This is a genomic window from Mesorhizobium sp. M0088, from assembly GCF_040322895.1.
Lineage (GTDB): Bacteria > Pseudomonadota > Alphaproteobacteria > Rhizobiales > Rhizobiaceae > Mesorhizobium.
In genome coordinates this window covers 1-24,511 of record NZ_JAMYUI010000006.1, presented here as the reverse complement: position 1 = coordinate 24,511, position 24,511 = coordinate 1, and the positions used below count along the sequence as shown (strand labels likewise).

The following is a 24,511-nucleotide window of genomic DNA, read 5'->3' as shown; positions in this document are numbered from 1 at the left end:
ACCCGAAGGCCAGAAATGAACAAAACCACGATCACCATCGATGCCCTGCATGAGCGCGTCGATGCAATTTTCCGCAAGGCCGGACTGAACCCCATTCAGGCCAGCGCCATCACAAGGGTCATCGTCGCGGCGGAAGGCGATGCCTGCAAGTCACATGGCATCTACCGGATCGAAGGCGCCCTGCGGACGATCAAGGCGGGAAAGGTGAGCCCACACGCGGTGCCCGAGTTATTGCCGCAAGACGCACCGGCCATCGTCAAAGTGGATGCGAAGCACGGCTTCGCCAACCCGGCCTTCGAACTTGGTCTGCCTGTCCTGGTCGAGCGGGCACGCTCGTGCGGCATCGCCGCGCTCGCGATCAACGATGCGGTGCATTTTTCCGCCCTTTGGGTGGAGGTCGAAGCTTTGACGCAGGCAGGCCTTGCCGGCCTGGCCATGTGCCCGAGCTATGCCACCGTCGCTCCGACCGGTGGCAACGGACCGTTGCTGGGCACCAATCCTTTTGCCTTTGGCTGGCCGCGTGAAGCGCAGCCTCCCTACGTTTTCGACTTCGCGACCTCGGTTGCCGCGCGCGGCGAGATCGAGCTCCACCGCCGGGCAGGCAAGAAGCTGCCGGAAGGCTGGGCCATGGATTCGGACGGCAGGCCAACGACCGATCCCGAAGCCGCCCTGGCGGGCGCCATGCTTCCGTTCGGCGGGCACAAGGGCTCCGCCATCGCGACGATGATCGAGCTGCTCGCCGGGATCATGATCGGTGATCTGACCAGCCCCGAGGCGCTCAATGTGCTCGGCACCACGACGCTCTATCCATCGCATGGAGAGTTGGTCATCGCTTTCTCGCCGAACGCCTTCGCCGCCGGCCGGCCCGGCAATCCGCTGGGCCGTGCTGAAGCGCTGTTCGAGGCGATCCTTGACCAGGGCGCGCGCCTGCCCTCTCAGCGGCGGTTCCTTGCTCGTGCGACATCGGAGAGAGACGGCATCAGCCTCTCAGCCCAGGAGATCGAACAGCTCGATCGATTTCTTGAAGAAGGACTCGGCGGCGTTTGAGGTGATCTGTCCGCCTCACTCAGGTTTATGCATCAAGGGGAAAGGGAGAAAAATGCGCTGGACGAAAACATTCACGGTCGTCGGCTGCCATGCCGAGGGCGAAGTCGGAAATGTGATCACCGGAGGCGTCAAGGACGTTCCGGGCAAGACCATGTTCGAAAAGAAAGAGTATCTCGAAGAGCATATGGACGACATTCGTGGGCTGCTCTTGTTCGAGCCGCGCGGTGCGCCCTACGTCAACGGCAACATCATCCTGCCGCCTTGCGATCCCTCGGCGGATCTCGGCTACGTCATAATTGAAAGCACGGAATACCCGCCCATGTCGGGCTCCAACACCATCTGCGTCGCCACCGTGGCGCTGGAAACGGGCATGGTGCCGATGAAGGAGCCTGAGACATTGCTGCGCATGGAAGCGCCGGCCGGCATGATCGAGGTGCGCTGCCTCTGCGAGAACGGCAAGGTGAAGCAGGTGGAGTTCACCAATGTGCCGGCTTTCGCGTTCCACCTCGACATACCTGTCGAAGTCGAGGGGCTCGGCACGATCACCGTCGACACCTCCTATGGCGGCATGACTTTCGCCCATGTGAACGCGCGTGCACTGGGCTTTTCCATAACACCCGACGAGGCCCACCAGATGTCGCTGATGGGCCAACGCATCAAGAAGGCGGTCAACGAACAGCTCAAGGTCGTGCACCCGGAGAACCCGAAGATCCGCGACGTTTCCAACGTGATTTTCGAAGGCCCTATCGAGCGCATCGACGGCCGCGTGGATAGCATCAACGGTACGGTGTGCCTGCATGGCAGGCTAGACCGCTCGCCGACCGGCACCGGCACCACCGGGCGGCTTGCGGTGATGTCGGCAAAGGGGCAGATCGCCAAGGGCGAGCTGTTCCGCAACAGGTCGATCATCGGGACCCATTTCGATTCCCGCGTGATCGCCAATGCGCGTGTTGGCGATCGCGACGCTGTCGTGGTCACCATCGCCGGACAGGCCTGGATTACCAGCATCGGCCAATATGGTCTCGACCCGACAGATCCCTATCCGCGCGGACATCGCCTCAGCGATGTCTGGTTCTGAAACGGACCCGACCGTGCTCAGGCCGCGAACGCTCTGACCCTGACGCCGCTCGCCTCCAGCCGTCGCCGGACGCGCGCGGCGATGGCGACGGCTGCCGGCGTGTCGCTGTGGACGCAGATCGAATCGATCGGCGTCTGCAGCATCTGTCCGGAAAGCGTCTCGATGGCACCTTGCTTGACCATCCGCACGACCCGTTTGGCCGCCTTCTCGGCGTCGTGGATAACAGCGCCTTCCAGCTTGCGCGAGACAAGAAAGCCTTCCTCCGTATAGGCGCGGTCGGCAAAGATTTCGGATCTGACCGTCAGGCCCGCGTCGCGCGCGATCCTGTCCTGGAAGCCAAGCGCAATGGCCAGGCAGATCAGGGCGGGATCGACGGCCTTGATCGCGCGCGTCACCGCTTCGGCGACGCCACGGTCGGTCTGGGTAAGATTGCCTAGCGCGCCATGCGCCTTCACATAGCGGATCGGGTGGCCGGCATAGGCGGAAAGCGCCTGCGCCGCGCCGATCTGGTAGGCGACCAGCCTTTCGATCTCATCCATGGAATGCGGAATGATGCGGCGTCCGAATCCCCACAGATCGGCGAAGCTCGGATGCGCGCCAACGGCAACGCCCTTGTCGCGCGCCATCGAGAACGTGGCCGCCATGATCTCCGGGTCGCCGGCGTGAAAGCCGCAGGCCACATTGGCGGAACTGACGATGTCGAGGATCGCCGCATCGTCGCCGAGCCTGTAGGCTCCAAAACCCTCGCCCATGTCGGAATTGATATCGACCTGCAATCCTTGGGCCGCCATGGCGCTTTCCTCAGTGGTTCGAACCATCGCCTTTGCCTTCACGCCAGCTCGTAGAGCGGCGTGCCGTAGCCGACGACCGCTCCGTCCTCGATCAGCGCGGCACCCAGCACGCCGTCTACCGGCGCGAGTACGGCCCTCAGGCATGGGCCGACCTGCAGGACGCCGACCGTCTCGCCCTTGCGAACCACCTGGCCAGGTCCGGCAATCGGCCGACCGGTCGTTGGATGATCGAGACAGAACACACCGACGCCGGGCGCACGCACGCCCTTGAAGACCGTTTCGGCCTTCGGCGCGACTGCAGCCATGGGTGTTTCGGCAACAACGGCCCGCATATGCAGGCGCAGCGAAAAGCCGGCCTCCGACATTTCGATCTCGCCGATGCCGGCGCTAGCGCACCAGGCGGCCAGCCTTTCGATCTCCTCAATCGTCATCGCCGCCTCGTTCCTCGAGCAGACCACCTTCAATGAGACGTTCAAGATGATGGATATCGAAGCCGCCGACAGCGAAGCCGGGCTCCTCCATCAGGAGGCCATGGAGCGGCGCGTTGGTGGCGATGCCGACAGCCTCCATCTCGCCCAGCGCCCCGCTCATGCGCCGGATCGCCTCGGCCCGCGTCGCGCCATGCGCCAGCAGCTTGGCCACCAGGGAATCGTAGTGCGGCGGCACTGTGTAGCCGGAGTAGAGATGCGATTCGACGCGGATTCCCGGGCCGCCGGGCGGCGTCCAGCGCTCGACCCGGCCCGGATGCGGGCGAAAGCTATATGGATCTTCAGCGTTGATGCGGCATTCGACGGCGTGGCCCTGGATGCGGATGTCTTCCTGGCTGAATGACAGGGCTTCGCCCCGGGCGATGCGGATCTGCTCGCGCACGATATCGATGCCGGTGACGAGTTCGGTGACGGGATGCTCCACCTGCACGCGGGTGTTCATCTCGATGAAAGAGAAGCGCCCATCCTCGTAGAGGAATTCGAATGTGCCGGCGCCGGTATAGCCGATGGTCAGGCATGCGCGGGCACACAGCTCGCCGATTTCGGCAATCGCCTCGCGGGCGATTCCGGGCGCCGGCGCCTCCTCGATGATCTTCTGGTGGCGGCGCTGCATGGAGCAATCCCGCTCGCCCAACCACACCGCCTTGCCATGCTTGTCCGCCAGAATCTGGATCTCGATGTGGCGCGGGTGCTCGAGGAATTTCTCCAGATAGACATGCGGGTTGCCGAAGGCCCGGTCCGCCTCTTTCACCGCCATCGAAACGGCTTCCATCAGGGCGTGCTGCTCGCGCACGATGCGCATGCCGCGCCCGCCGCCGCCGCCCGCCGCCTTGACGATGACCGGATAGCCGATGGCCTCGGCAATGGCGCGCACTGCCTGCTCGTCCTGCGGCAGCGCCCCCTCCGACCCCGCAACGCAGGGAACGCCGGCGGCGATCATCGTGCGCTTGGCGGAGACCTTGTCGCCCATGGTGCGGATCGCCGCCGCGGACGGCCCGATGAAGGCAAGGCCGGCGTTTTCGACGGCCTCGGCGAAGGCCGCATTTTCCGAGAGGAACCCATAGCCCGGATGGATCGCGCCCGCGCCGGTAAGTTGCGCGGCGGTGATGATCTCGGCGATGTTGAGATAGCTCTCCGTCGCGGCAGCCGGCCCGATGCAGATCGCCCTGTCCGCCAGCGCGACATGGCGAAGGCTCGCATCAGCATCCGAGTGCGCTGCCACCGTTTTCAATCCGAGATCGCGGCAGGCGCGCAGGATGCGCAGCGCGATTTCACCGCGGTTGGCGATAAGGACGGTATCGAACATCGCCCTCAGCCCAAATCTTCGAGAACGAACAGCACGTCGCCGGACTGCACGGCGGCATGGTCGTCGAAAGCGATCTGGACGATCCGCCCGGGGCGATCGGATTCGACGGCATTGAACGTCTTCATGGCTTCGAGGACGCCGACCTTCTGCCCTTCCATGACCACATCGCCAACCGAAGCGAGCGGCGGTTCGCCTTCGGTGCCGGAACGGTAGAACACGCCGGTGAGCGGCGCGCGGATCGAATGCCGCGCGATGGGCGGAGCTGTCAAAGCCGGATTTGAGGAGACGGCGATGCCGGCGGCTGGCCCCGGCTGCGGCGAAGGCTGCGTCTGCGACGCGGATTGGGCCGGCGCCGTGTGCCTGGACATGCGGATGCGAACGCCGTCGCGCTCGATCTCCAGTTCGGCAATCGGCGAACGCGAGACAAATTCGATCAGCTTCTGGACGAAGTCGAGATCCATCGTCGGCCCTATCGCAGCGCTTCGACGGCCTCGGCGATGCGCCCGATCGCTTTTTCGATCAGGTCCATCGACGTGGCTATGGAAATGCGGAAATGCGGCGACAGGCCGTAGGCTGAGCCCTGCACCACCGCGACCCGCGCCTGATCGTGCAGGTAAAGCGAGAAGTCGTCGTCGCTGCCGATAGTAGTACCGTCCGGGCGGCGACGGCCGATCAGGGCCGAGCAATTGGGATAGAGATAGAAGGCGGCCTCGGGCGTCTGGCAGGTGAGACCGGGAATGGCGCGCAGCAGCTCCAGCGCGCGGTCGCGCCGGGCCTGGAATTCGAGCGCCCGCGGGCGAAGAAAGTCCTGAGTGCCTTCAAGTGCGGCGATGGTCGCGGCCTGTGAGATGGATGACGGGTTCGACGTGCTTTGGCTCTGCACGGTCGCCATGGCGCGGATCAGCTCTTCCGGCCCGCCGGCATAGCCGATCCGCCAGCCGGTCATGGCATAAGCCTTCGACACCCCGTTCACTGTCAGCGTACGGTCCTTCAGCCTCGGCTCGACGCCGGCGATGGTGTGGAAGGTACGTCCATCGAACAGGATATGCTCGTAGATGTCGTCGGTCAGAACGTGCACATGCGGGTGATCGAGCAACACCCCGGCCAGGCCGGCAAGTTCGTCGGGGCTGTAGACGGCGCCAGTCGGATTGGAAGGCGTGTTGAGCAGCAGCCATTTGGTGCGCCCAGTGATCGCGGCTCGCAGGGCTTGCGGTGTCAGTTTGAAGCCCTGCGCCTCCGTGCAGGGAACGACCACGGGCTTGCCTTCGCCGAGCAGGACGATGTCGGTGTAGGAAACCCAATAGGGCGCGGGGACGACCACCTCGTCGCCGGGGGCCAGCGTTGCCAGCAGGGCGTTGTAGATGATCTGCTTTGCGCCACCCGCGACGCTGATTTGCGAAGGCTTGTAGTCGAGGCCGTTCTCGCGCCGGAATTTCCCGGCCACCGCCTTCTTCAGCGCGGCGGTGCCGTCGACCGCCGTATAGCGCGTTTCACCCCTGCGCATCGCCTCGTAGGCCGCCTCGACGATGTGCGGAGGCGTTGGAAAATCCGGCTCGCCGGCGCTCAGGCTGATGACGTCGATGCCGGCCGAGCGCATTTCGATTGCCCGCGCGGTGACCGCCATGCTGGGGCTTGGCTTGATGACGTCGAGACGGGGAGCGATGAGGCCCACGGGAAATCCTCGTCATGGCTGCCGCGACGTTGCCGGGCAGGTGATATCTGGTGGAAATTGGATAATGTATTCTGATTTTCGCGTCAAACCCCTTTTTCTGCATCGAAGACCGGGTTATGTCTTGTTTTAGTGGTGGGCCGATAGAGGAAAGTATCCAATCCTTCGTCGCCACGGATGATATTCGAGATAGGGAACACGATCGGAATGGGCACAAACTATGATGTGGTGATCGTCGGCGGCGGCGTTGTCGGCAGCTCGGTCGCCTATTTCCTGTCAGCCAATCCGGATTTCGATGGCAGTATTGCGGTCATCGAGCGGGACCCCTACTACACGGCCTCCTCGTCTTCCTTGTCGACCAGCGCCATCCGCCAGCAGTTCGGCACGGCGCCGAACATCGCCATGTCGAAGTTCAGCATCGACTTCCTGCGCCAGGTAAAGACGCGGCTTGCCATCGGCGACGAGTTGGCCGACATCGGCCTGCATGAGCCCGGTTACCTCGTGCTGGCGACGCCCGAGCGGGCAGACGCGCAACGTGCCAAGAACCGCGTTCAGCGCGGCATGGGCGTCGACGCCGAACTGATCGAGCAGGTTGATCTGGCACGACGCTTCCCGTGGCTCAACACGGACGATCTCGCCCTTGGCTCGCTCGGCCTTGGCAGCGAAGGCTGGTTCGACGGCCCCGGCCTGATGCAGGCCTTCCGCCGAAAGGCGCGCACGCAGGGCGTGGATTATCTTGCCGCGACGGTGACCGGACTGACCATGGCGTCTCCCCAAAAAGTCGGCGAAGTGGTGCTCGACAATGGCGACCGGCTTGCCGCCGGCACGGTGATCAACGCGGCCGGACCATGGAGCGCGGGCATTGCCAGGATGGCTGGCGCCGAACTGCCGGTTGTCCCAAGCAAGCGCTGCGTCTTCGTCTTCGAAACGCCGGCAAGGATCGAAAACTGCCCCTTCGTCTTCGACACGAGCGGCTTCTGGCTGCGGCCGGAAGGCCAGCTCTTCCTGTGCGGTATTCCGCCGGTGCGCGAGAACGAGCCGGACGATTTTGGCCTGGATGTGGATTACGACCTGTTCGACGAGTTGATCTGGCCGGCGCTCGCCCATCGTGTGCCCGGGTTTGAGCAATTGCGGATGCTGCGCGCCTGGGCGGGGCTCTACGAATACAACACCTTCGACCACAGCGGCATCATCGGCCGGCATCCCGAGGTTTCGAACTTTGTCCTGGCCACCGGCTTCAGCGGCCACGGCATGATGCATGCAGCGGCGACCGGGTCGGGGGTCAGTGATCTCATTGCCTATGGCGAGTACCGATCTGTCGACCTGTCGGCCTTCAGCTACGAACGGATCGCCGGCAATCAACCCATCGAGGAACATGTCTACTGAAGCGAAACGGGCGACATGGCATCGCAGTGACAACGGTGCTATGCGTCCACTTCTTCAATCAAAACGGCGCCAGTCGACAAACACGGCGGCCGCCTCAGGCTGATTCATGCTCGTACAGAAGAAAACCATCTCGACCCAGGTCGCCGATGCCATCAGGCAGAAGATCCTGATCGGCGAATACGAGGCCAACTTTCAGCTGCGGCAGGAGCATCTGGCCACCGAGTTCGGCGTCAGCCGAATTCCGGTGCGAGAGGCGCTGCATCAGCTTCATTCGGAAGGCTTCGTCACGCTGGTTTCCCACAAGGGCGCCGTCGTCACCTCCATTTCCCTGGACGAGATCCTCGAGCTCTACGAATTGCGGGCCCGAATCGAAACATGGCTACTGGCCCTAGCCATTCCAAGGATGACGGAGGCCGACCTCGCTCTGGCCCGGGAGCGTGCAAAGCAGCACCAGGAGCAGGGCAAGACCGGCGAGTATTCGAACCAGCTCAACTGGAACTTCCACGCCGCGCTCTACGCACCGTCCGGCCGCAAGGCGACGATCGAACTGGTCGGGCGCATCTACCAGCAGCTGGAACGCTACACGCGCATGATGGTGACGCTCACCGAGATCCAGGCACAGTCCGACCGCGACCACTGGCAGCTCATCGACCTGTGCGAAGCCAAGGATACGCTGCGCGCCGTCGGCCTTTTGGAAATGCATATCATCACCAGCGGCAAATTCCTGGTCGACCGGCTTGAGGAATTGCGGGGCAGCTGATCAGTCGCCCCGTCTCCTTGCCCAGCCCCAATCCTTCGCGCGAAGATCATTTGCCGGGCAGATTGGTTGCCCGGGTCAGCAGGATCACGCCTGCCTTGTCGGCTGTGTCGTAATAAGTGAAGCCGGTGCGGTTTTCCCGGCGCCCGCGCATCAGCACGGCAAGTCCGTCGGTTTTCGCCTTGGTTTCGGCTGCGTCCGCATCACGAACCTCGAAGCCGATATGGAAGACGCCCTCACCCTTGCTGTCGAGATGAATTCGCTGCGGTGAAGGATCGCCGTTCGGCTGGCACAGCTGCAGCTGAACGTTCGGCAAGTTGCAAATCCGGTATTGCATCGCCTTGAAACCCTCGGGGCTTGGGACCTGCAATTCTTCGTATTCGGTCAGCGGCGGATAGGACTCCCATGGCCCGATGCGTATGGAGTCATAGTAGGCCTGCGCCTTGTCGATATCGTGCACGACGATGCAGATGTGATGCAGCTTGTCGAAATTACCCATTTTCCTACTCCTTGATCGGAACCGTATAGTTCAGCACCCGGCGCCCTCCGTCGGGGTAGATCGTCTCGCCGGTGATGTAGGAAGCGTCGTCGCTGGCCAGGAACGCCACGACCGAAGCGATCTCGGCTGCCGTGCCGAGGCGCCCGAGCGGTGTGCGCGAAAGGACCGCCCGCCGCATTTCTTCCGAGTCGATGAATGTCCCGTCCATGACCATGTCCGTGGCGATGGTGCCCGGCCCGACACCGACCACGCGGATGCCGTGGGGGGCGAAGGCGACGGCCGCGGTGCTGGTGACCTGGTTCATGCCGCCCTTGGAGATCGCGTAGGTGGCGACACGTGGGTTGGCGAGGCCCGAATTGATCGACGACATGTTGATGATGACGCCACCTCCACCTTGCGCGATCATCTGGCGGGCTGCGGCCTGGGTGCCCATGAACGCACCTTTGAGATTGACGGCGAGAACCCTGTCGTAGTCCGCCTCGCTGATGTCGAGAAAGTCCTGGACCGGAGCGATGCCGGCATTGTTGACCATGATGTCGACACGGCCGAACTTCGCCACCGCCGCTGCAATCAGCCCATCGACCTGGTCCTTCTTGCTGACATCCGTGACGACCGCCAGGACGCTGTCGGTGGTACCGATTTCAGCGGCACATTTTTTTAACTCCACGGCATCGATGTCGCCGAGCACGAGCTTCGCGCCTTCGGCCAAAAAGCGTTCCGCGCAAGCGCGTCCGATGCCGCGCGCCGCGCCTGTGACAACCGCCACCTTGCCTGCCTGTCTCATGTCCAATCCTTCGATCATTTGTAAGTCGGCCACCGTCTCAGGGAGCATGGGCCGAGCTTGGCTAGGAATGGGGTTTCTCCCACCGAAGCCTAGCCTAGCGGATAACGAAGGGATTGGCGGTCTTGCCGGCGGTGTCTATCCACACCGTCTTGGTCTGCAGATAGGTATTGATGGCATCCTGCCCGCTTTCGCGCCCGATACCGCTCCTCTTGTAGCCGCCGAAGGGCGCCATGTAGGAGACGGCACGGTATGAGTTGATCCAGACCATCCCCGCTTCCATCGCGGCCGCGCCGCGCAGCGCCCTGCCCATGTCGCTGGTCCATATTCCCGCCGCCAGCCCATAGGGGCTGTCATTGGCAATGGCGAAGGCCTCGTCCTCGTCGTCAAAGGGGATGACGGACAGGATCGGCCCGAACACCTCCTCACGCGCGATCCGCATGGTGTTGTTCACGCCGGTGAAGATGGTGGGCTCGACGAACCAGCCCTCGGCCAATTCACCCGAGGCCGGCTTGCCGCCGCCCAGCACGCAAAGCGCACCCTCGCGGCGCGCGATGCCGAGATAGGACAGCACCTTCTCGCGCTGGGCTTGCGTGGTGATCGGCCCGACCTGCGTCTCTTGCAGCGCCGGATTGCCCAATCGAGCGCTGGACGCCAGCGTTATGACGCCTTCCACGAACCGGTCGTGGATTTTGCGATGCACCAGCAGCCGCGAACCCGCGATGCAGGTCTGGCCGCTGGCCGCGAAGATGCCTGAGATCGCGCCGTTGACCGCGCTCTCGATATCGGCGTCGTCGAAGACGATGTTGGCCGATTTGCCGCCGAGCTCCAGCGTGACGGTCTTTAGCTGTTCGGCAGCCGCCCGATAGACCGCGATCCCGCCAGGCTCACCACCGGTGAAGGCGATCTTGGCGACGTCGGGATGAGAGACGAGTGGCGCGCCGACATCAAGCGGCATGCCGGTAACGGTGTTGACCACGCCGGGCGGGAAGCCTGCCCGCGCAAACAGTTTCACGAACTCCAACGTCGAGGCCGAGGCGTGTTCCGACGGTTTGATGACGACAGTGTTGCCTGCCGCCAGCAGCGGCGCGAGCTTCCATGTCAGAAGTAAAAGCGGCGAATTCCAGGGCACGATCGCTGCAATGACACCCAGCGGCTCGTGGCGGGTGAAAGCGAACATGCCAGCCTTGTCGATCGGCAGCACCGACCCTTCGATCTTGTCGGCAAGACCGCCGAAATAGCGGAACCATTCCGGGATATAGCGCAGCTGTGCCGTCATTTCGGTGAGCAGCTTACCATTGTCGCGCGTCTCGATGGCGGCAATACGATCTGCGTTCTCGTCGATCAGATCGGCCAGCCGCACGAGCAGCTTGCCCCGCGCGGTCGGCGTGATGCCGGCCCATTCCTTCGACCGGAATGCTGCCTTCGCGGACGCCACGGCGGCGTCCACCTGGCTCACTCCTCCACGCGGGATCAGCGCCCAGGGCCTGCCGGTGAACGGATCATGGCTCTCGAATGTATCGGCTGTCGATTGCAACCGACCGCCGACCGTGTTCTGGAAACTAACCAGCGCCATATCGGTCCTCAACAGGTGGCAAAGCCCAGATGGGCGCGAAAGCGGTTCTTGACCTCGACCGCGTCGCGCGGCGGCAGCGAGCGCGGCAGGTTCTCGGCGGCGATTTTCAGCACGAAAAGGCGCGGACCGTCGGCCGGGCGCCGAAGTTCTCCACAGAGCATGTCGACCTCCTCCAGCGTACGCAGCTCGGCGGTCTTCGAAAAACCGCAAGCGGCCGCGACCTTGTCGAAACCAATGCCCTTGCCGGTATGGCTGGACTGCATGCCGGTCTCGCCGAAATGCTGATTGTCGAGCACGATCAGGTCGAGATTTTTCGGCCGCGCCACCGAGATCGTCGCCAGCGAACCGAACGCCATCAGCTGTTCGCCATCTCCGGTGATCACCATGACCCGCTTGTCGGGCTGGGCCTGGGCAAGCCCGAGGCCGATCAGCGCAGCACCGCCCATGGCGCCCCAGAGATAGTAGTTGTCGTTGCGGTCGCCGGCGGCATGCACGTCGTAGCTCGGCGAGCCGAGACCGGTCACGACCAGGGCTCCGTCACGGGCGTCAAGCAGCTTCTTCACCGCAACCCGGCGGTCCATCGTCGGCAAATTCATGTCGCTCACCACTTCTTCTTGCCGAGCAGCCGCTGCCCGATCAGCACGGCAATCTGCTGGTCGGCGTCGAAAGCCATCAAGGCTGCCTGCGCCACCGTCTCCACCAGGTCGGGACCGGTTTCGGCGCGCAGCACCCTGAGCCCGATCGCCTTCAGCGACGCCTCCGTCGCCTGCCCCATCGGCACCTGCCACGGGTTGAACTCGGCCCATTCGCCCCGCATCGTCACCAGGACGAGCAAGGGGAAGCGCGCCTGCACGGGAAGCGACAGCATGTTGATGCAATTGCCGACACCGGAGGATTGCATGAGCACGACGCTCCGCTTGCCACCGAGCCAGGAGCCTGCTGCGATGGCGATGCCCTCCTCCTCCGTCGTCAGCACATTGGTGACGACTTCGGGATCCTCACTGAAAAGGCGGATCAATGTGGTATGACCGGCATCCGGCACATAGGACATGTGGCTGATGCCGGCAGCCTTGAGCACCTCATAGACCTGATCCGGCCACTGCCTTTCAGACACGGTCGGAGCGGCGGCAAGCGCTGCTGCTTCCGGAGGTTTTGCTTGTATGCTCGCCGTCACCTTGCATCTCCGAGATATTGGACTGGCATCAGACTAGCGCGCTTGACCGATGCAATCTTCGTCTCTTTCTCGTGATCAGATATAATGGTACTCGATAGCTCATGGAGTTATCGCAGCTACGCACCCTCATCCACGTCGCCGAACTCGGCAGCCTCAGCAAGGCCGCCGACCGGCTGCACATTGCGCAGCCGGCGCTCAGCCGGCAGGTGCGCATGCTGGAGGAGGAATTGGGCTTTGCCCTTTTCCTGCGCCATGGACGCGGCATGGTGCTGTCCGAGCAGGGCAAGGAGGTGCTGGCGCACGCCATGCGCGTGATGGCCGAGATCGACGAGATCCGCGCCACGGCCACGCCCGCCGATGCGCCGCTGACCGGCGAAGTGGCCATCGGCCTGCCGCCCACCGTTGCCGACATTATTTCGCTGCCGCTGGCGGCCGCCTTCGGCAAGGCCCATCCCAAGGCGAAGCTCAGACTTGTCAGCGCCTACACCGGCTATCTGCTGGACTGGATGCACCGCGGCGAGGTGGACGTTGCGGTACTCTACGACCCGCGCATGGCGCGTTCGCTGCGCTCGCGCCCGCTGCTCCTGGAAAACCTGTTCCTGATCGGACCGCCGGATGCGGGATTTTCAACCGTGCGCGCCGTATCGTTCGCCTCGCTCGCGGGCAAGCGCCTGCTACTGCCCAGCATCAAGCACGGGCTGCGCATCATCGTCGAACGCTGCGCCACGGATGCCGGCATCACGCTCGATGTCGGCATCGAAGCGGACTCCTATTCGGCGCTGAAGGACCTGGTGCGCAACGGCCATGGCTGGACGATCCTGCCGCTCGCTCCCATCCATGCCGACGTGACTGCCGGGCTGCTCACCGCCGCGCCATTGATCGATCCGGTGCCCGTGCGCCGCCTGATCCTTGCCTACCCGGCGGACCGGCCTGCCTCGCGGCTCGCGCGGTTTGCCGGACAAGCGATAGAGGACATCGCCAAGGATCTTGTCGGGCGGGCCGTCTGGGTCGGCCAACTTCTCGGCCCTCCACCATAAGCATTCGAATTCCGTTATATCTGCTCACGTCCGCTCTGCATTGCTGACAGGGCACGGAGGCGCGATAGTGAGGCCCGCAGCAAGACGAAAACCCGGACAAACCTCATGGAAGCCTATCAGGACATTCGCGATGCCGTCGCCAGGCTGTGCACGCGCTTTCCCGGAGAATACTGGCGCGCACTCGACAGGGACATGGCCTATCCCGGCGACTTCGTCGCAGCGTTGACGCAGGCCGGTTGGCTCTCGATCCTGATCCCGGAGGCATATGGTGGCTCGGGCCTGCCGCTTTCGGCCGCCGCTGCCGTGCTGGAGGAAATCCAGCGCGCCGGCTGCAATGGTGGCGCCTGCCATGCCCAGATGTACACGATGGGCACGCTTCTTCGCCACGGCTCGGAAGCCCAGAAGCAGCGATACCTGCCGAAGATCGCCGCGGGAGAATTGCGCCTGCAGGCATTCGGCGTCACCGAACCGAGCAGCGGGACCGACACGGGGGCGCTCAAGACCACTGCTCGCCTCGATGGCGATCATTTCGTGGTCAAGGGCCAGAAGATCTGGACCAGCCGCGCCGAGCATTCGGATCTGATGCTGCTGCTGGCGCGGACCACACCGCTGAAGGACGGCATGAAAAAGACCGACGGCCTCTCCGTCCTCATCGTCGACATGCGCGAAGCCGTCGGCAACGGCCTCACAATCCGGCCGATCCGCACCATGATGAACCATGCCACCACCGAGGTCTTCTTCGACGATCTGCGCGTACCCGCCGAAAACCTGATCGGCGAAGAGGGGAAGGGATTCCGCTACATCCTCTCGGGCATGAACGCCGAGCGCATCCTGATATCAGCCGAATGCATCGGCGATGCGAAATGGTTCATCGAAAAGGCCAGCACCTACGCAAAGGAGCGGCATGTGTTTGGCCGGGCGATCGGCCAGAACCAGGGCATCCAGTTTCCGATCGCAAGGGCCTACGCCAACATGCGCGCGGCCGAACTGATGGTGCGCGAGGCGCTGAGCCTCTACGAGGCCGGCAAGAACCCCGGATCCGAAGCGAACATGGCCAAGATGCTGGCGGCCGACGCTTCGAACGAAGCAGCCAATGTCTGCATCCAGACTTATGGCGGGTTCGGTTTCGCGGAAGAGTACGATGTCGAGCGCAAGTTCCGCGAGACGCGTCTTTATCAAGTCGCGCCGATCTCGACCAACCTCATCCTGTCATACCTTTCCGAGCACGTGCTTGGACTGCCGCGTTCCTACTAGGAGTCGTCCGTGAACGTCCTCATCGTCTATGCACACCCGGAAGCAAAATCCTTCAACGGCGCCATGAAGGATCTGGCCGTGGAAACCTTGACCCGCGCAGGCCACGATGTGGTCGTCAGCGACCTCTATGCGATGGGCTTCAATCCTGTCGCAGGGCCGGGCGACGTATCGGGCGAGCGTAACGATCCGGACTTCTTCAGCCTGCCGCGCGAACAGACCGCCGCCTACGAGGCCGGCGCACTGTCGGCCGATATCAGTGCAGAGATCGAAAAGGTGAAGCGGGCGGACTTCGTGCTGTTCCAGTTCCCGGTCTGGTGGTTCGGAATGCCAGCAATGCTCAAGGGCTGGGCCGATCGCGTCTTCGCGCGCGGTTTCGCCTATCTGCCGGGCCGCAAATACGACACCGGCATGTTCAGGGGAAAGCTCGCCATGGTGGCCGCCACCACGGGCACGTCGGCCGACACCTACGCGCCCGACGGCATCGATGGCGACATCCTCACCGTGCTGTGGCCGATCCACAATGGTCTGCTGCGCTATTCCGGCTTCGACGTGCTGCCGCCCTTCGTCGCCTACATGCCGGGCCGCGTCGGCGACGATGGCCGCAAGGCCTATCTGGACGCCTACCGCAAGAGGCTCGAGGACATTGATGGCACGCCGCATCTGTTCTTCCACGCCGCCGAGGACTACGGCAAGAACGAGCGGCTGAAGCCTGGTGTGCTGGCGCGCTCGGGAGTGCAGCGCAATGTCTGACGGCGCCCGCCCACTGGAGGGCCTGTTTGTCGTTTCGATCGAGCAGGCCGTCGCCGCTCCGCTCTGCACGGTCCGCCTTGCCGATGCCGGCGCACGCGTCGTGAAGATCGAGCGTCCGGAAGGCGAAACCGCGCGTCATTACGATTCCGCAGTGGAAGGCATGTCGGCTTACTTCGTCTGGCTCAACCGCGGCAAGGAGAGCGCGGTGCTCGACCTGAAGAGTGAGCACGACCTGGCTCTCCTGCACCGGATGGTCGCGCGCGCCGACGTCCTCGTGCAGAATCTCGTGCCGGGCGCCATCGACAGGCTCGGCCTCTCGGCCGATACAATTGCGAAAGAGTTTCCTCGGCTGATAGCCATCAACATCGTCGGCTACGGGCAGGACACGCCCTACGCGGCCATGCGCGCCTACGACATGCTGGTGCAGGCCGAAAGCGGCATCTGCGCCGTTACCGGCACGCCGGACACGCCAAGCAAAATCGGGGTTTCCGCCGCCGACATCGCCACCGGCATGAATGCCCATGCGGCGATCCTCGAAGCCCTGTTGGCGCGCCAGAAAACCGGGCGCGGCCGCATTGTCGAGATTGCCATGTTCGACGCCATGGCCGATTGGATGACCGTGCCGCTGCTGCACTACGAATATGCGGGCCGCGAGACGCAGAGATATGGCCTGGCGCATGCTTCGATCTACCCCTATCGACCTTATGCCTGTCGGGATGGCAGCGTGGTCGTGTCCATCCAGCAGAACAATGAATGGAAGCGCTTCTGCACGCTCGTGCTGCAAAGGCAGGATCTGTTCGCCGACGAACGCTTCGCCACCAATACCTGGCGGGTTGCCAACCGCACGGCGCTCGACGCCGAGATCGAACCGATCTTCGCGGCAATCGACTGCGACGAGGCCATAGACCGTCTCGACGAGGCGCAGATCGCCTGGGGCCGGGTGAGTGCAATGCGCGACCTGCCGCACCACAAGGCGCTCCGCCGGACGGAGGTGGCACTGCCGGACGGCAAGCGCATCGCAGTACCCAAGCCGGCAGGGCGGCCGGAGGGATTTGCAACGGTTCCAAGCGTCCCCGCGCTTGGCGCCGATACGGACCGGATCCGGTCCGAATTCGCCGCCTGACGAGGACCTCATGAGCCTGGACACAAGCACACTGCAGGAATGGGTTGGACGCACGCACGAGGTCGAGGATGTTGTGACCCCGCGCCTGCTGGCCAGCTTTGGCGCCACGCTTGGGGACCACGCGGCGCAGACTGCCGAGGGCGCGGCCGCGCCCGGACTGCATTGGTGCCTGGCGCCCGATATTGCCGAAATGCGAGAACTCGGACCTGACGGGCACCCGGCCAAAGGCGGCTTCCTGCCGCCGGTGCCGCTTCCGCGTCGCATGTGGGCTGCCAGCGACGTGCGTTTCATGGCGGCGATCCGGTCTGGCGACCGCATCCGCCGCAGTTCGACATTGACCGCCATAGAGGAGAAACAGGGCCGCACCGGGCCGCTCGCCTTCGTCACGGTCCGGCACGACATCGCCAACGATTCCGGTCCGGTCATCGAGGAGGACCAGATCATCGTCTATCGCGGCGCCGAAGCCGCTGCTGCGTCCCCTGCCCCGCCGGCCAATTCGCCCCTGGCCGCATTGCACGAGCGCACGATCGACATCGATCCCGTGCTGCTCTTTCGATATTCCGCGCTGACGTTCAACGGGCATCGCATCCACTACGACACGCCCTATGCCACGGGGGTCGAGCACTATCCCGGGCTCGTCATCCATGGCCCGCTGCAGGCGACGCTGCTGATGAACTTCGCCGCCGCCATTGTCGGTCAGTCGCCGCGCCGTTTCTCATTCCGCGGCGTCCATCCGGCGAGCGGCCCACAGCGCCTGCTTCTGAGCGCAACATCCCCAGGCCAGGACGGCATGGCTCTCGAGGCACGGTCGTCCGACGGCCATGTGACGGTGAAAGCCACGGCGCAATGGTGAGCTTCGTCACGCCTGTCGTGCCGCTATTCGTGCCGGGCTCACGTCCTGAGCGGTTTGCCAAAGCCGACAGCAGCGGCGCGGACGCAGTCGTTCTAGACCTCGAGGATGCTGTCGCCCCTGGCGACAAGGACCGCGCTCGGGAAGCGGTCGTTGCTCATGCAGCCGCGCTGAAATCCGCGGTCGTGGTCCGCATCAATGCCGCCGGCACATTTTGGCACCAGGCGGACATCGCTGCCGTGCGGCGCCTTGACGGCGTCTCCGTCATGCTGCCCAAGGCCGAACGTCCGGAAGACATTGCCGATATGGCCAGGCACATGGCACGCAGCGTTTCCGTCATCGCGCTGGTCGAGAGCGCCGTCGGTCTCGCCAACTTGCCGGACATATTGGCCATGCCCAACGTCGTTGCCGTCGCCTTCGGCTCGGTCGACTTCTCGCTCGATCTCGGTTGCGCGCATGATCGGCTGATCCTGCTTGCGGCTCGTAACGAAATCGTCTGGCGTTCGCGCGCCGCTGGCCGGGCCGCGCCGATTGACGGCGTAACGACCGACCTGAACAGTCCCGAAATCACCGAGGATGAGGCCCGCCACGCCATGAAGATGGGTTTTGGCGGCAAGATGGCCATCCACCCGAGGCAGATCGAGCCGATTCGCAGTGGCTTTCGCCCGAGCGATAATGACATCACATGGGCACGAGACATCGTCGGCGCAGCCTCGTCCGGCGAAGCTAGCCAGGTGAACGGCGAAATGGTGGATCGGCCGGTCATCGAGCGCGCAAGGCAGGTCCTGCGCCGGGCCGCTTTGGTCTAAAGGGCATGCAGGGGAGGAGCAACGGATGAGCCTGGACACCGCCGATTGGCCAACCGCCAGGCTCTGCGCCTTCATTGCCGAACTCGACTTCGAACAGATCCCGCCGCGCGTCGTTCATTTCGCGCAAGGATTGATGATCGACTGGCTCGGCTCGGCGCTGGCCGGCAAGGGCGCGCACCAGGTCGAGATGATCGACGGCTTTGCGCGTGCCATGGGGCCGGCGGACGGCCCAAGCACCATCATCCCGACGCGGCGGCGCACAAGCCCCTACTTCGCAGCGATGGTCAATGCGGCGGCCTCCCATGTCGTGGAACAGGACGACGTTCACAACGGCTCGGTCTTTCACCCGGCGGCGGTGATCTTTCCGGCCGTTTTGGCGGTTGCGGAGGCTGAGGGGAAGACCGGCCGCGAAGTCCTGACTGCCTGCATCGCCGGCTATGAAGTGGGCATCCGCGTGGGAGAATTCCTCGGACGCTCGCACTACGAGATATTCCACACCACCGGCACGGCTGGCGCAGTGGCAGCAGCCGCGGCGGTCGGCAGATTGATCGGGTTGGACGCAGCCGGGCTCAACCATGCTGTCGGCTCGGCCGGTACGCAGGCGGCAGGTCTCTGGGAATTTCTGCGTGACGCTGCCGATTCCAAGCAACTCCATACCGCGCGAGCGGCCGCCAACGGTCTGTTCGCTGCCTATCTGGCGCGCGATGGCTTCAAGGGCGCCGCGCGGGTCCTCGAAGGCCAGCAAGGAATGGCTGCCGGCATGTCCAGCGACGCCGATCCGGCCCGCCTGACGGACGGGCTCGGCAGCCGTTGGGCAACCGAGGAGACCTCCTTCAAATGGCACGCAGCCTGCCGGCACACTCATCCGGCCGCCGACGCGCTGCAGTCTCTCATGCGCCGCGAAGGGCTCGGTCCGGACGACATCACCGGCGTGGTGACCCATGTCCATCAGGGAGCCATCGATGTCCTGGGCGCAGTGGTCACTCCGCAAACCGTCCACCAGGCGAAGTTCTCCATGGGCACGGTTTTGGGGCTGATCGCTGTTCACGGCGTCGCCGACCTCGACGCGTTCGAACACCACGCGCTTGCCGACGCCCGCGTCGCACGCTTCCGCGCGAAGGTGCGTATGGAACTCGACGCCGAGGTCGACACCCTCTATCCCAAGCAATGGGTCGGCAAGGTAAGCGTCACGACCGTTGACGGCCGCAAGCTCAATGCCCGCGTCGACGAGCCCAAGGGCGATCCCGGCAACACGCTTGCGAAACAGGAACTGGAAGCCAAAGCCATACGTCTTGCCGAATTTCGAGGCGGGGCCACGGCTGACGAGATGCGCCGCTGCATAGCCCGTGTCTGGAAACTCGATCAGCCCGGGAGCACGGCGGAAATATTTGCTGAGAGTTAGCCCGCTGTCGCGCCGAAGGACTGCACCCGCCCGAAACGGATGGAACGAGCGCATTGCGGGCAGTTCGATTCCTTTCGCGCCGCCCTATGTTGTAAAGCAGTTTGATCGGCAGTCCTCGGGAGCCCATTATAAATCAATGAATTCAACGAGATCGACGGAGATTCGCCAACCTGATTTGGCTAACCGAGGCAAATAAAACACGACAACTTATTGATAAATAGCGATAATGGTGGTGCAGGCAGTCATTGGCGAACCAGTCTCTGTCTGATTTTCCCTATTAGAGCCCGAAAAACAGCGAATTTCTGGCGATTTTGAGCGGCCGAGCCAATTCCGGCCTGAAATCTCACAGTAGTTTCAACGCGTTGTCCAGGAATTCCCTATTCGCCCTAACAGGGAAATGAAAGTAGTCCAACAGGGAAACGCCACGTGCGTCAGGCGCGGGAAATGCGCATCGCTTGCTTGACTTTGAGCGGCCTAGCGACTGGGTTGTCTCACCCACCGAATCCGTCCCCAAGCCAAAAATGCCGCACACCTTCACCCGCCAAGAATTGTATGACCTCGTTTGGTCGACCCCTATCGTCACGCTTGCTGAGCGGTTCGATATATCGGACGAGGGCTGGCGAAGACTTGTGCTCGCTATCAGATACCCGTTCCCGGCCGCGGCTATTGATCGAATGGGCCAAACAGCGGCTGGCTCACATCGAAGCGCAGAACCAACTTGATGTGCTGACTTCGAACCTGCGCGAGCAAAATCTCTTTCCCGACCCAGACGATTTGGATAATCCTGAGGGTGATCCGCCACCGCCAAAGACCCTGTGGGGCTAGCAACGCATTGCAAACGACCTGCTCAGACGGTGGGCCAGCGCCCTGCATCCCGTCGGCCCAATTGAGTTGCAGGTTCGAGGTGAGCTGTGCCTTGCGAAACAGGTCTTTACCTTCCGGGCTGTTTGCGGACGACACGCCGATCCAGTCGATATCGCGCCGCGGCGTCATGATATCGGCGATGCGCCGATCGCCAATGTTGAAGACGCGCTCGACGAGCTCCTGCTGGGTCTGGTGAAGCAGCCCTGCCTCCTGGCTCGCCGCGACAAGCAGCTTCAGCTCTAAGCGAATGCAGGGACTCCTCGCCCGTCCCTAGCCGCAATCCTCAGAGACGCAACACCAGATTGCCAAGACCGTTCAAAGCGAGGATCGCCGGCCTGAGCAGGAACAGGAACAGGCCTAGCGGCCGCACCACCCAGAGTGCCGTGCCCTCGCTACGCTGAAGCGCCAGGCTTTTCGGCGCCAACTCGCCCAGAACGATGTGGAGAGCAGTGATGATAATAAAAGCAATTGCTACGGCGATTATATGGGATCCGGCGGTGGCAAGAGACCCCATCGCTCCGACCAGCAGTGGCTCGATCAGATGGGCGAGTGCAGGTTCGCCAACCCAGCCAAGCGCCAGCGACGAAATGGTGATACCCAGCTGGGTCGCGGCAAGATTGGCATCGAGATTCGCCAAGGCTCTTTGAAGCAGCCCGGCATTCAAGCGTCCAGCGGTAGCAAGTTCGTCGACTCGGCTCCGCCTGACCGCCATCAAGGCAAATTCCGCAGCGACAAAGAAGCCATTTGCGCCAACGAGTACTAGAACCAACAGAATTCCAAGAATGTCGCGTAGACTACCATCGTCCGCCGGCATGATATCCTCTGCTGGATCTGACTGGCGGGATCTGTGAAGCGTATTTGGCGCTATTGCGCAACCGCATTGGGCTCAGAATTATCACGCGGAGCTGCTGCCCCGACGCGGGGACTCTGGCTTTGGACAGCGTTAGGAAGAAGTGATTTGCCAGACCGCTACGCCGGCTAGAACAATTCCGGCAGCGCCTTCGATCGTCCGCGAAATGGCATCGAACAGGCGTGGCCGGCTGTCGAAGAAATGCACTAGGCGCTCCCGAAACAGGATCGACAACACCGCAAGGCAAGACAGCGTCAGCGCCACGCCGGCCATCATGGTGATTGCAAACAGGATACCGGCGAGCGGAACGCCTCTGGATATTGCGAAGGTCATCACGAAAAGCGTCAGCGGGCATGGGATCAAGCCGGCCATGACGCCGACGGCCTCGCCCTCATGCTTGTGGTGATGGCCGTGGCTCAATGCGCGCCAGAGCATCCAGACGCCTATGAGTCCAAGCAGCCCGCGACTGACGTCTTCTAGTAGCGGCGCGCGGCCAACACTGCCCAGGGCAATAGACACCAACGGTAGCGAGAGCGCCGCGATCAGCACGGCAATCGTCACATGCGTGAAGGAAAGTGTCAGTGATACCCGAAGACCGCGCGAAACCTTTGCGTCCGAACCGGCCAAATACGTGGCCAGTAGGGCTTTGCTGTGACCCGGCGTCAGCGCATGCGCTGCACCGAATAACACGCCCATCGGCAGAAAGGCCGTGAAGGCCAGCCAATCGCCGCCGGCCGAAAGCAGTTTGATCTGCTCGGCCAGCGCCAGGTAGATCGTGCGTTGGAAGTCGACCAGCGTCTGGAACATGGCCATCGAACCGGCTCCGGGTCAGCCGCAGGTCAATTCGAGGCGTGTCGCGAAAATCTTGCCGAGATCGGTCCCTGTTGGGTCACTGAAGAACGCGTCTGTCAGGCTTTTCTGGTTCTGTGCGATGGCCGTGTCCGGATCTGGACGGACGACCGCGCGTGAGCAGCCTACAGGCAGGCCAGCCACAGCAATCTTGTCGTCGTCGGTAAAATCGATCGCCGTGTAGAAGGTCGGGTCATATACGCCGATGCTGACTTTTCCAGCAAGAGCCAACGGGTCCTTCGGCTGCGTTTCGAACTGGACAACGAGCTGATCATTCTCAAAGCTGACGCTGAACTTCGGTGGCGGCGCCATCGTCACGTCCTTGCCGTTCAAGGTCACCATCTGAAAGTAGTTGTACCCGGCCAGCGACGCATGGACGGTGAGAGCAACCTCATCGAGTTCTTTTGTATCAAGAACAAGGTCGGAATTCTTGTCGAATTCCATCAGCACAGTGCTGGAAAAGAGGTCGTCGAAACGCCAGAGATGCCGAAGTGATTTGACCGTGCGGTCTTGACCGACGGTCATGTCCAGCTTCGCTTCGGCAAAGACATGGGGATGGGCACTCGCCGCCGCGGCGGAAGCGAGCAACAGCGCGACGCCTGATACCATGCCCGTCAGTCGCATTTTCACTCGCACTTCATCGTTTCCGGTCAGGCAGCACGTCTGGCATTGCAAGCAGGCCGAAATGGGACATGCGGTTAAGGTGGGCCCTCAAGATCAAATCACGCTCAGCGTCATGGCGGCAAGAACAAGATAACGGCCGACCTTGGCCGCAGTGACCAGCAAGAGGAAAACCCGAAAAGGCTCGCGCAGGACGCCCGCGACGACGGTCAGCGGATCACCGACAATTGGCAGCCAACTCAGCAGAAGCGACCACTTCCCGTAACGGCGATACCACACTTGTGCGCGGTTTAGTTGCGTTTGGTTCGCCGGAAACCACCGCCGGTCCCGAAAGCGCTCAATGCCTCGGCCGAGCAACCAGTTAATCACCGACCCAAGCACGTTGCCGACGCTCGCGACTCCGACTAGCAACCAGGGCGAATAATCCGCAAGCAAGAGCCCGATCAGCACCGCTTCCGATTGCATCGGCAAGATCGTCGCGGCGATGAAGGCTGCCAGGAAAAGACCAGCGTAGGCTGCGAGATCGGTCATTGAACAGCGTATCTGTCTGTCGACCTAATGATGGTGACCTTCGGGTTCGACCATCTTGAACGGTAGCACCTGTTCGCGATCCTTGGCCTTCAGGACCAGTCTTGCCTCGAATTCATGCGGCTCGGCAGGGGTGACTGTGCTCTCAAGGCGATGATGATTGTCGGCGACAGGATCGAGGTGCAACGTCTCCGGCCCCTCTGGCCGGTCGATGATCACCGTCGCCGTCAAATCGTCGGCATGCCGGTCGATCGTCAGACGCATCCGCTCGCCAGCCGGTGTATCGACGATTTCCAATGTCCCTTCAGCCAGATCACAGGCGACCTTGAAGGGCTCCGGCGCATGATGGTGAGCATGAGAGGTTTCCGCGCCAGTGACGGCCGGGCTCACCAAGCGAACGTTGGCTTCGGCCAACGCCGGCAAGTGGGCGAACAGCTCCTCTTTGAGGGCTTCAGTTACACCCAGCACGTCGTTGGCCGTCGCCATCTCCGGAACACTGATGGCCACGTCGGCATGCAGGCGGTGGCCGATCCAGCGCGCCTGCACGCTTTGGACACGCTCGATGCCGGATACATGCTTGGCGGCATGATGGATTTCATCGACGATGCCAGGCTCGACGCCGTCGAGCATGCGGGTCAACACGGCTTTCGACGACTGCCATACGATGGCGAAGATCGCCAGCGTGATCAACAGTCCGATGATCGGATCGGCAAGCGGAAAGCCCAGCCACACGCCAATGGCGCCAAGCACGACCGCCAGACTGGTAAAGCCGTCGGTGCGGGCATGATAGCCGTCGGCGATCAGTGCCGCGCTGTTGATCTCGCGGCCGACACGGATACGAAACACGGCGACGGCCTCGTTGCCGATGAAGCCTATGATGCCGGCGATGGCGACCCAGCCAAGAAATGTGATGGGCTTCGGATTGATCAACCGGTCGATCGCCTCATAGCCGGCGACGAGGGCGCTGAAGAGGATGATCAGAACGATGACGATCCCGGCCAGATCCTCGACCCGGCCCAGGC

25 protein-coding genes and 1 pseudogene are annotated in these 24,511 nt (G+C 63.0%); 11 read left to right on the top strand and 15 right to left on the bottom strand.

Features of this window, described 5'->3' with window-relative positions:
* Positions 1-15: 15 nt before the first annotated feature.
* Positions 16-1,047, top strand: a complete 1,032-nt coding sequence (locus NKJ67_RS08835) for an Ldh family oxidoreductase (RefSeq protein ID WP_352581243.1) — start codon at positions 16-18, stop codon at positions 1,045-1,047.
* A 52-nt stretch (positions 1,048-1,099) separates the two neighbouring features.
* On the top strand, positions 1,100-2,125 hold the full coding sequence (locus NKJ67_RS08830) for a proline racemase family protein (RefSeq protein ID WP_352581102.1): 1,026 nt from the start codon (positions 1,100-1,102) through the stop codon (positions 2,123-2,125).
* A gap of 17 nt (positions 2,126-2,142) precedes the next feature.
* Here NKJ67_RS08830 and NKJ67_RS08825 read toward each other — a convergent pair whose 3' ends face one another.
* Genes NKJ67_RS08825 through NKJ67_RS08805 form a run of 5 tightly spaced genes read right to left on the bottom strand, consistent with a single transcriptional unit; the run spans position 2,143 to position 6,382 of the window.
* Positions 2,143-2,916 carry a LamB/YcsF family protein gene (locus tag NKJ67_RS08825; protein ID WP_352581100.1) on the bottom strand — a complete coding sequence of 258 codons (774 nt, stop codon included), beginning with the start codon at positions 2,914-2,916 and terminating at the stop codon, positions 2,143-2,145.
* A 38-nt stretch (positions 2,917-2,954) separates the two neighbouring features.
* Complete coding sequence (locus NKJ67_RS08820; RefSeq protein ID WP_352581099.1) at positions 2,955-3,347, bottom strand: acetyl-CoA carboxylase biotin carboxyl carrier protein; 393 nt, start codon at positions 3,345-3,347, stop codon at positions 2,955-2,957.
* Entirely contained in the window at positions 3,337-4,710 is a 1,374-nt protein-coding gene (gene accC / locus NKJ67_RS08815) for an acetyl-CoA carboxylase biotin carboxylase subunit (protein WP_352581098.1), read from the bottom strand. The genes NKJ67_RS08820 and accC overlap by 11 nt, the downstream gene beginning before the upstream one ends.
* Before the next feature lie 5 nt (positions 4,711-4,715).
* Positions 4,716-5,171, bottom strand: coding sequence for an acetyl-CoA carboxylase biotin carboxyl carrier protein (locus tag NKJ67_RS08810; RefSeq protein WP_352581097.1), 456 nt, complete (start codon positions 5,169-5,171; stop codon positions 4,716-4,718).
* An 8-nt stretch (positions 5,172-5,179) separates the two neighbouring features.
* Positions 5,180-6,382: a pyridoxal phosphate-dependent aminotransferase gene (locus NKJ67_RS08805; protein WP_352581096.1), complete on the bottom strand. Its 1,203-nt coding sequence runs from the start codon at positions 6,380-6,382 to the stop codon at positions 5,180-5,182.
* 204 nt (positions 6,383-6,586) lie between these two features.
* On the opposite strand from NKJ67_RS08805, the gene NKJ67_RS08800 reads away from it, so the two are divergent.
* Together NKJ67_RS08800 and NKJ67_RS08795 are read left to right on the top strand one after the other, a co-directional pair.
* Positions 6,587-7,765 carry an NAD(P)/FAD-dependent oxidoreductase gene (locus NKJ67_RS08800; RefSeq protein ID WP_352581095.1) on the top strand — a complete coding sequence of 393 codons (1,179 nt, stop codon included), beginning with the start codon at positions 6,587-6,589 and terminating at the stop codon, positions 7,763-7,765.
* 106 nt (positions 7,766-7,871) lie between these two features.
* Entirely contained in the window at positions 7,872-8,525 is a 654-nt protein-coding gene (locus NKJ67_RS08795) for a GntR family transcriptional regulator (protein WP_023809526.1), read from the top strand.
* Positions 8,526-8,571: 46 nt separating this feature from the next.
* On the opposite strand, the gene NKJ67_RS08790 is transcribed toward NKJ67_RS08795, so the two are convergent.
* The 5 genes from NKJ67_RS08790 to NKJ67_RS08770 all read right to left on the bottom strand — a co-directional run bounded on the left by NKJ67_RS08790 (position 8,572) and on the right by NKJ67_RS08770 (position 12,492).
* Positions 8,572-9,021, bottom strand: coding sequence for a VOC family protein (locus tag NKJ67_RS08790; protein ID WP_352581094.1), 450 nt, complete (start codon positions 9,019-9,021; stop codon positions 8,572-8,574).
* A 4-nt stretch (positions 9,022-9,025) separates the two neighbouring features.
* Complete coding sequence (locus NKJ67_RS08785; protein WP_352581093.1) at positions 9,026-9,805, bottom strand: SDR family NAD(P)-dependent oxidoreductase; 780 nt, start codon at positions 9,803-9,805, stop codon at positions 9,026-9,028.
* Between the two features lie 94 nt (positions 9,806-9,899).
* Entirely contained in the window at positions 9,900-11,378 is a 1,479-nt protein-coding gene (locus tag NKJ67_RS08780) for an aldehyde dehydrogenase (RefSeq protein WP_352581092.1), read from the bottom strand.
* Positions 11,379-11,386: 8 nt separating this feature from the next.
* Positions 11,387-11,974, bottom strand: coding sequence for a thiamine pyrophosphate-dependent enzyme (locus NKJ67_RS08775; protein WP_352581242.1), 588 nt, complete (start codon positions 11,972-11,974; stop codon positions 11,387-11,389).
* Positions 11,975-11,979: 5 nt separating this feature from the next.
* Positions 11,980-12,492: a thiamine pyrophosphate-binding protein gene (locus NKJ67_RS08770; protein WP_164748823.1), complete on the bottom strand. Its 513-nt coding sequence runs from the start codon at positions 12,490-12,492 to the stop codon at positions 11,980-11,982.
* A gap of 161 nt (positions 12,493-12,653) precedes the next feature.
* Between NKJ67_RS08770 and NKJ67_RS08765 the strand changes: the two genes are divergently transcribed.
* The 7 genes from NKJ67_RS08765 (at position 12,654) to NKJ67_RS08735 (ending at position 19,777) form a co-directional block, all read left to right on the top strand.
* A complete protein-coding gene (locus tag NKJ67_RS08765) occupies positions 12,654-13,589 on the top strand; it encodes a LysR family transcriptional regulator (RefSeq protein ID WP_127267891.1) in 936 nt (311 codons plus the stop codon).
* 105 nt (positions 13,590-13,694) lie between these two features.
* The gene (locus tag NKJ67_RS08760) at positions 13,695-14,843 is read left to right on the top strand and encodes an acyl-CoA dehydrogenase family protein (RefSeq protein ID WP_127267892.1); all 1,149 of its coding nucleotides are present in this window, start codon (positions 13,695-13,697) and stop codon (positions 14,841-14,843) included.
* A 9-nt stretch (positions 14,844-14,852) separates the two neighbouring features.
* Positions 14,853-15,593 (top strand): NAD(P)H-dependent oxidoreductase, encoded by a 741-nt coding sequence (locus NKJ67_RS08755; RefSeq protein WP_127318279.1) that lies wholly within the window; start codon positions 14,853-14,855, stop codon positions 15,591-15,593.
* The gene (locus tag NKJ67_RS08750; RefSeq protein ID WP_127380226.1) at positions 15,586-16,716 is read left to right on the top strand and encodes a CaiB/BaiF CoA transferase family protein; all 1,131 of its coding nucleotides are present in this window, start codon (positions 15,586-15,588) and stop codon (positions 16,714-16,716) included. The genes NKJ67_RS08755 and NKJ67_RS08750 overlap by 8 nt, the downstream gene beginning before the upstream one ends.
* 10 nt (positions 16,717-16,726) lie before the next feature.
* Positions 16,727-17,569 (top strand): HTD2 family dehydratase, encoded by an 843-nt coding sequence (locus NKJ67_RS08745; RefSeq protein ID WP_352581091.1) that lies wholly within the window; start codon positions 16,727-16,729, stop codon positions 17,567-17,569.
* Complete coding sequence (locus tag NKJ67_RS08740; protein ID WP_352581090.1) at positions 17,563-18,375, top strand: HpcH/HpaI aldolase/citrate lyase family protein; 813 nt, start codon at positions 17,563-17,565, stop codon at positions 18,373-18,375. The genes NKJ67_RS08745 and NKJ67_RS08740 overlap by 7 nt, the downstream gene beginning before the upstream one ends.
* A 25-nt stretch (positions 18,376-18,400) precedes the next feature.
* Complete coding sequence (locus NKJ67_RS08735; protein WP_352581089.1) at positions 18,401-19,777, top strand: MmgE/PrpD family protein; 1,377 nt, start codon at positions 18,401-18,403, stop codon at positions 19,775-19,777.
* Between the two features lie 942 nt (positions 19,778-20,719).
* Here NKJ67_RS08735 and NKJ67_RS08725 read toward each other — a convergent pair.
* The 5 genes and pseudogenes from NKJ67_RS08725 to NKJ67_RS08705 all read right to left on the bottom strand — a co-directional run.
* Positions 20,720-21,455: pseudogene (locus tag NKJ67_RS08725) on the bottom strand (CNNM domain-containing protein); the annotation flags it as partial.
* Positions 21,456-21,584: 129 nt separating this feature from the next.
* A complete protein-coding gene (locus NKJ67_RS08720; protein WP_352581241.1) occupies positions 21,585-22,298 on the bottom strand; it encodes a HoxN/HupN/NixA family nickel/cobalt transporter in 714 nt (237 codons plus the stop codon).
* A gap of 21 nt (positions 22,299-22,319) precedes the next feature.
* Entirely contained in the window at positions 22,320-22,964 is a 645-nt protein-coding gene (locus tag NKJ67_RS08715; protein ID WP_502895378.1) for a DUF1007 family protein, read from the bottom strand.
* 93 nt (positions 22,965-23,057) lie between these two features.
* Positions 23,058-23,492, bottom strand: coding sequence for a YqaA family protein (locus NKJ67_RS08710; protein ID WP_127292005.1), 435 nt, complete (start codon positions 23,490-23,492; stop codon positions 23,058-23,060).
* Positions 23,493-23,516: 24 nt separating this feature from the next.
* Positions 23,517-24,511: cation diffusion facilitator family transporter (locus NKJ67_RS08705; protein WP_352581088.1), on the bottom strand; the 995-nt coding region annotated here is incomplete at its 5' end.

Coding starts and splice junctions, on each gene's coding strand:
- NKJ67_RS08765 (WP_127267891.1), top strand. CDS start 12,654: ATGGAGTTATCGCAGCTACGCACCCTCATCCACGTCGCCGAACTCGGC.
- NKJ67_RS08810 (WP_352581097.1), bottom strand. CDS start 5,171: ATGGATCTCGACTTCGTCCAGAAGCTGATCGAATTTGTCTCGCGTTCG.
- NKJ67_RS08735 (WP_352581089.1), top strand. CDS start 18,401: ATGAGCCTGGACACCGCCGATTGGCCAACCGCCAGGCTCTGCGCCTTC.
- NKJ67_RS08780 (WP_352581092.1), bottom strand. CDS start 11,378: ATGGCGCTGGTTAGTTTCCAGAACACGGTCGGCGGTCGGTTGCAATCG.
- NKJ67_RS08745 (WP_352581091.1), top strand. CDS start 16,727: ATGAGCCTGGACACAAGCACACTGCAGGAATGGGTTGGACGCACGCAC.
- NKJ67_RS08785 (WP_352581093.1), bottom strand. CDS start 9,805: ATGAGACAGGCAGGCAAGGTGGCGGTTGTCACAGGCGCGGCGCGCGGC.
- NKJ67_RS08820 (WP_352581099.1), bottom strand. CDS start 3,347: ATGACGATTGAGGAGATCGAAAGGCTGGCCGCCTGGTGCGCTAGCGCC.
- NKJ67_RS08790 (WP_352581094.1), bottom strand. CDS start 9,021: ATGGGTAATTTCGACAAGCTGCATCACATCTGCATCGTCGTGCACGAT.
- NKJ67_RS08740 (WP_352581090.1), top strand. CDS start 17,563: ATGGTGAGCTTCGTCACGCCTGTCGTGCCGCTATTCGTGCCGGGCTCA.
- NKJ67_RS08835 (WP_352581243.1), top strand. CDS start 16: ATGAACAAAACCACGATCACCATCGATGCCCTGCATGAGCGCGTCGAT.
- NKJ67_RS08710 (WP_127292005.1), bottom strand. CDS start 23,492: ATGACCGATCTCGCAGCCTACGCTGGTCTTTTCCTGGCAGCCTTCATC.
- NKJ67_RS08750 (WP_127380226.1), top strand. CDS start 15,586: ATGTCTGACGGCGCCCGCCCACTGGAGGGCCTGTTTGTCGTTTCGATC.
- NKJ67_RS08830 (WP_352581102.1), top strand. CDS start 1,100: ATGCGCTGGACGAAAACATTCACGGTCGTCGGCTGCCATGCCGAGGGC.
- NKJ67_RS08720 (WP_352581241.1), bottom strand. CDS start 22,298: ATGTTCCAGACGCTGGTCGACTTCCAACGCACGATCTACCTGGCGCTG.
- NKJ67_RS08760 (WP_127267892.1), top strand. CDS start 13,695: ATGGAAGCCTATCAGGACATTCGCGATGCCGTCGCCAGGCTGTGCACG.
- NKJ67_RS08795 (WP_023809526.1), top strand. CDS start 7,872: ATGCTCGTACAGAAGAAAACCATCTCGACCCAGGTCGCCGATGCCATC.
- NKJ67_RS08800 (WP_352581095.1), top strand. CDS start 6,587: ATGGGCACAAACTATGATGTGGTGATCGTCGGCGGCGGCGTTGTCGGC.
- accC (WP_352581098.1), bottom strand. CDS start 4,710: ATGTTCGATACCGTCCTTATCGCCAACCGCGGTGAAATCGCGCTGCGC.
- NKJ67_RS08775 (WP_352581242.1), bottom strand. CDS start 11,974: ATGAATTTGCCGACGATGGACCGCCGGGTTGCGGTGAAGAAGCTGCTT.
- NKJ67_RS08825 (WP_352581100.1), bottom strand. CDS start 2,916: ATGGCGGCCCAAGGATTGCAGGTCGATATCAATTCCGACATGGGCGAG.
- NKJ67_RS08715 (WP_502895378.1), bottom strand. CDS start 22,964: ATGCGACTGACGGGCATGGTATCAGGCGTCGCGCTGTTGCTCGCTTCC.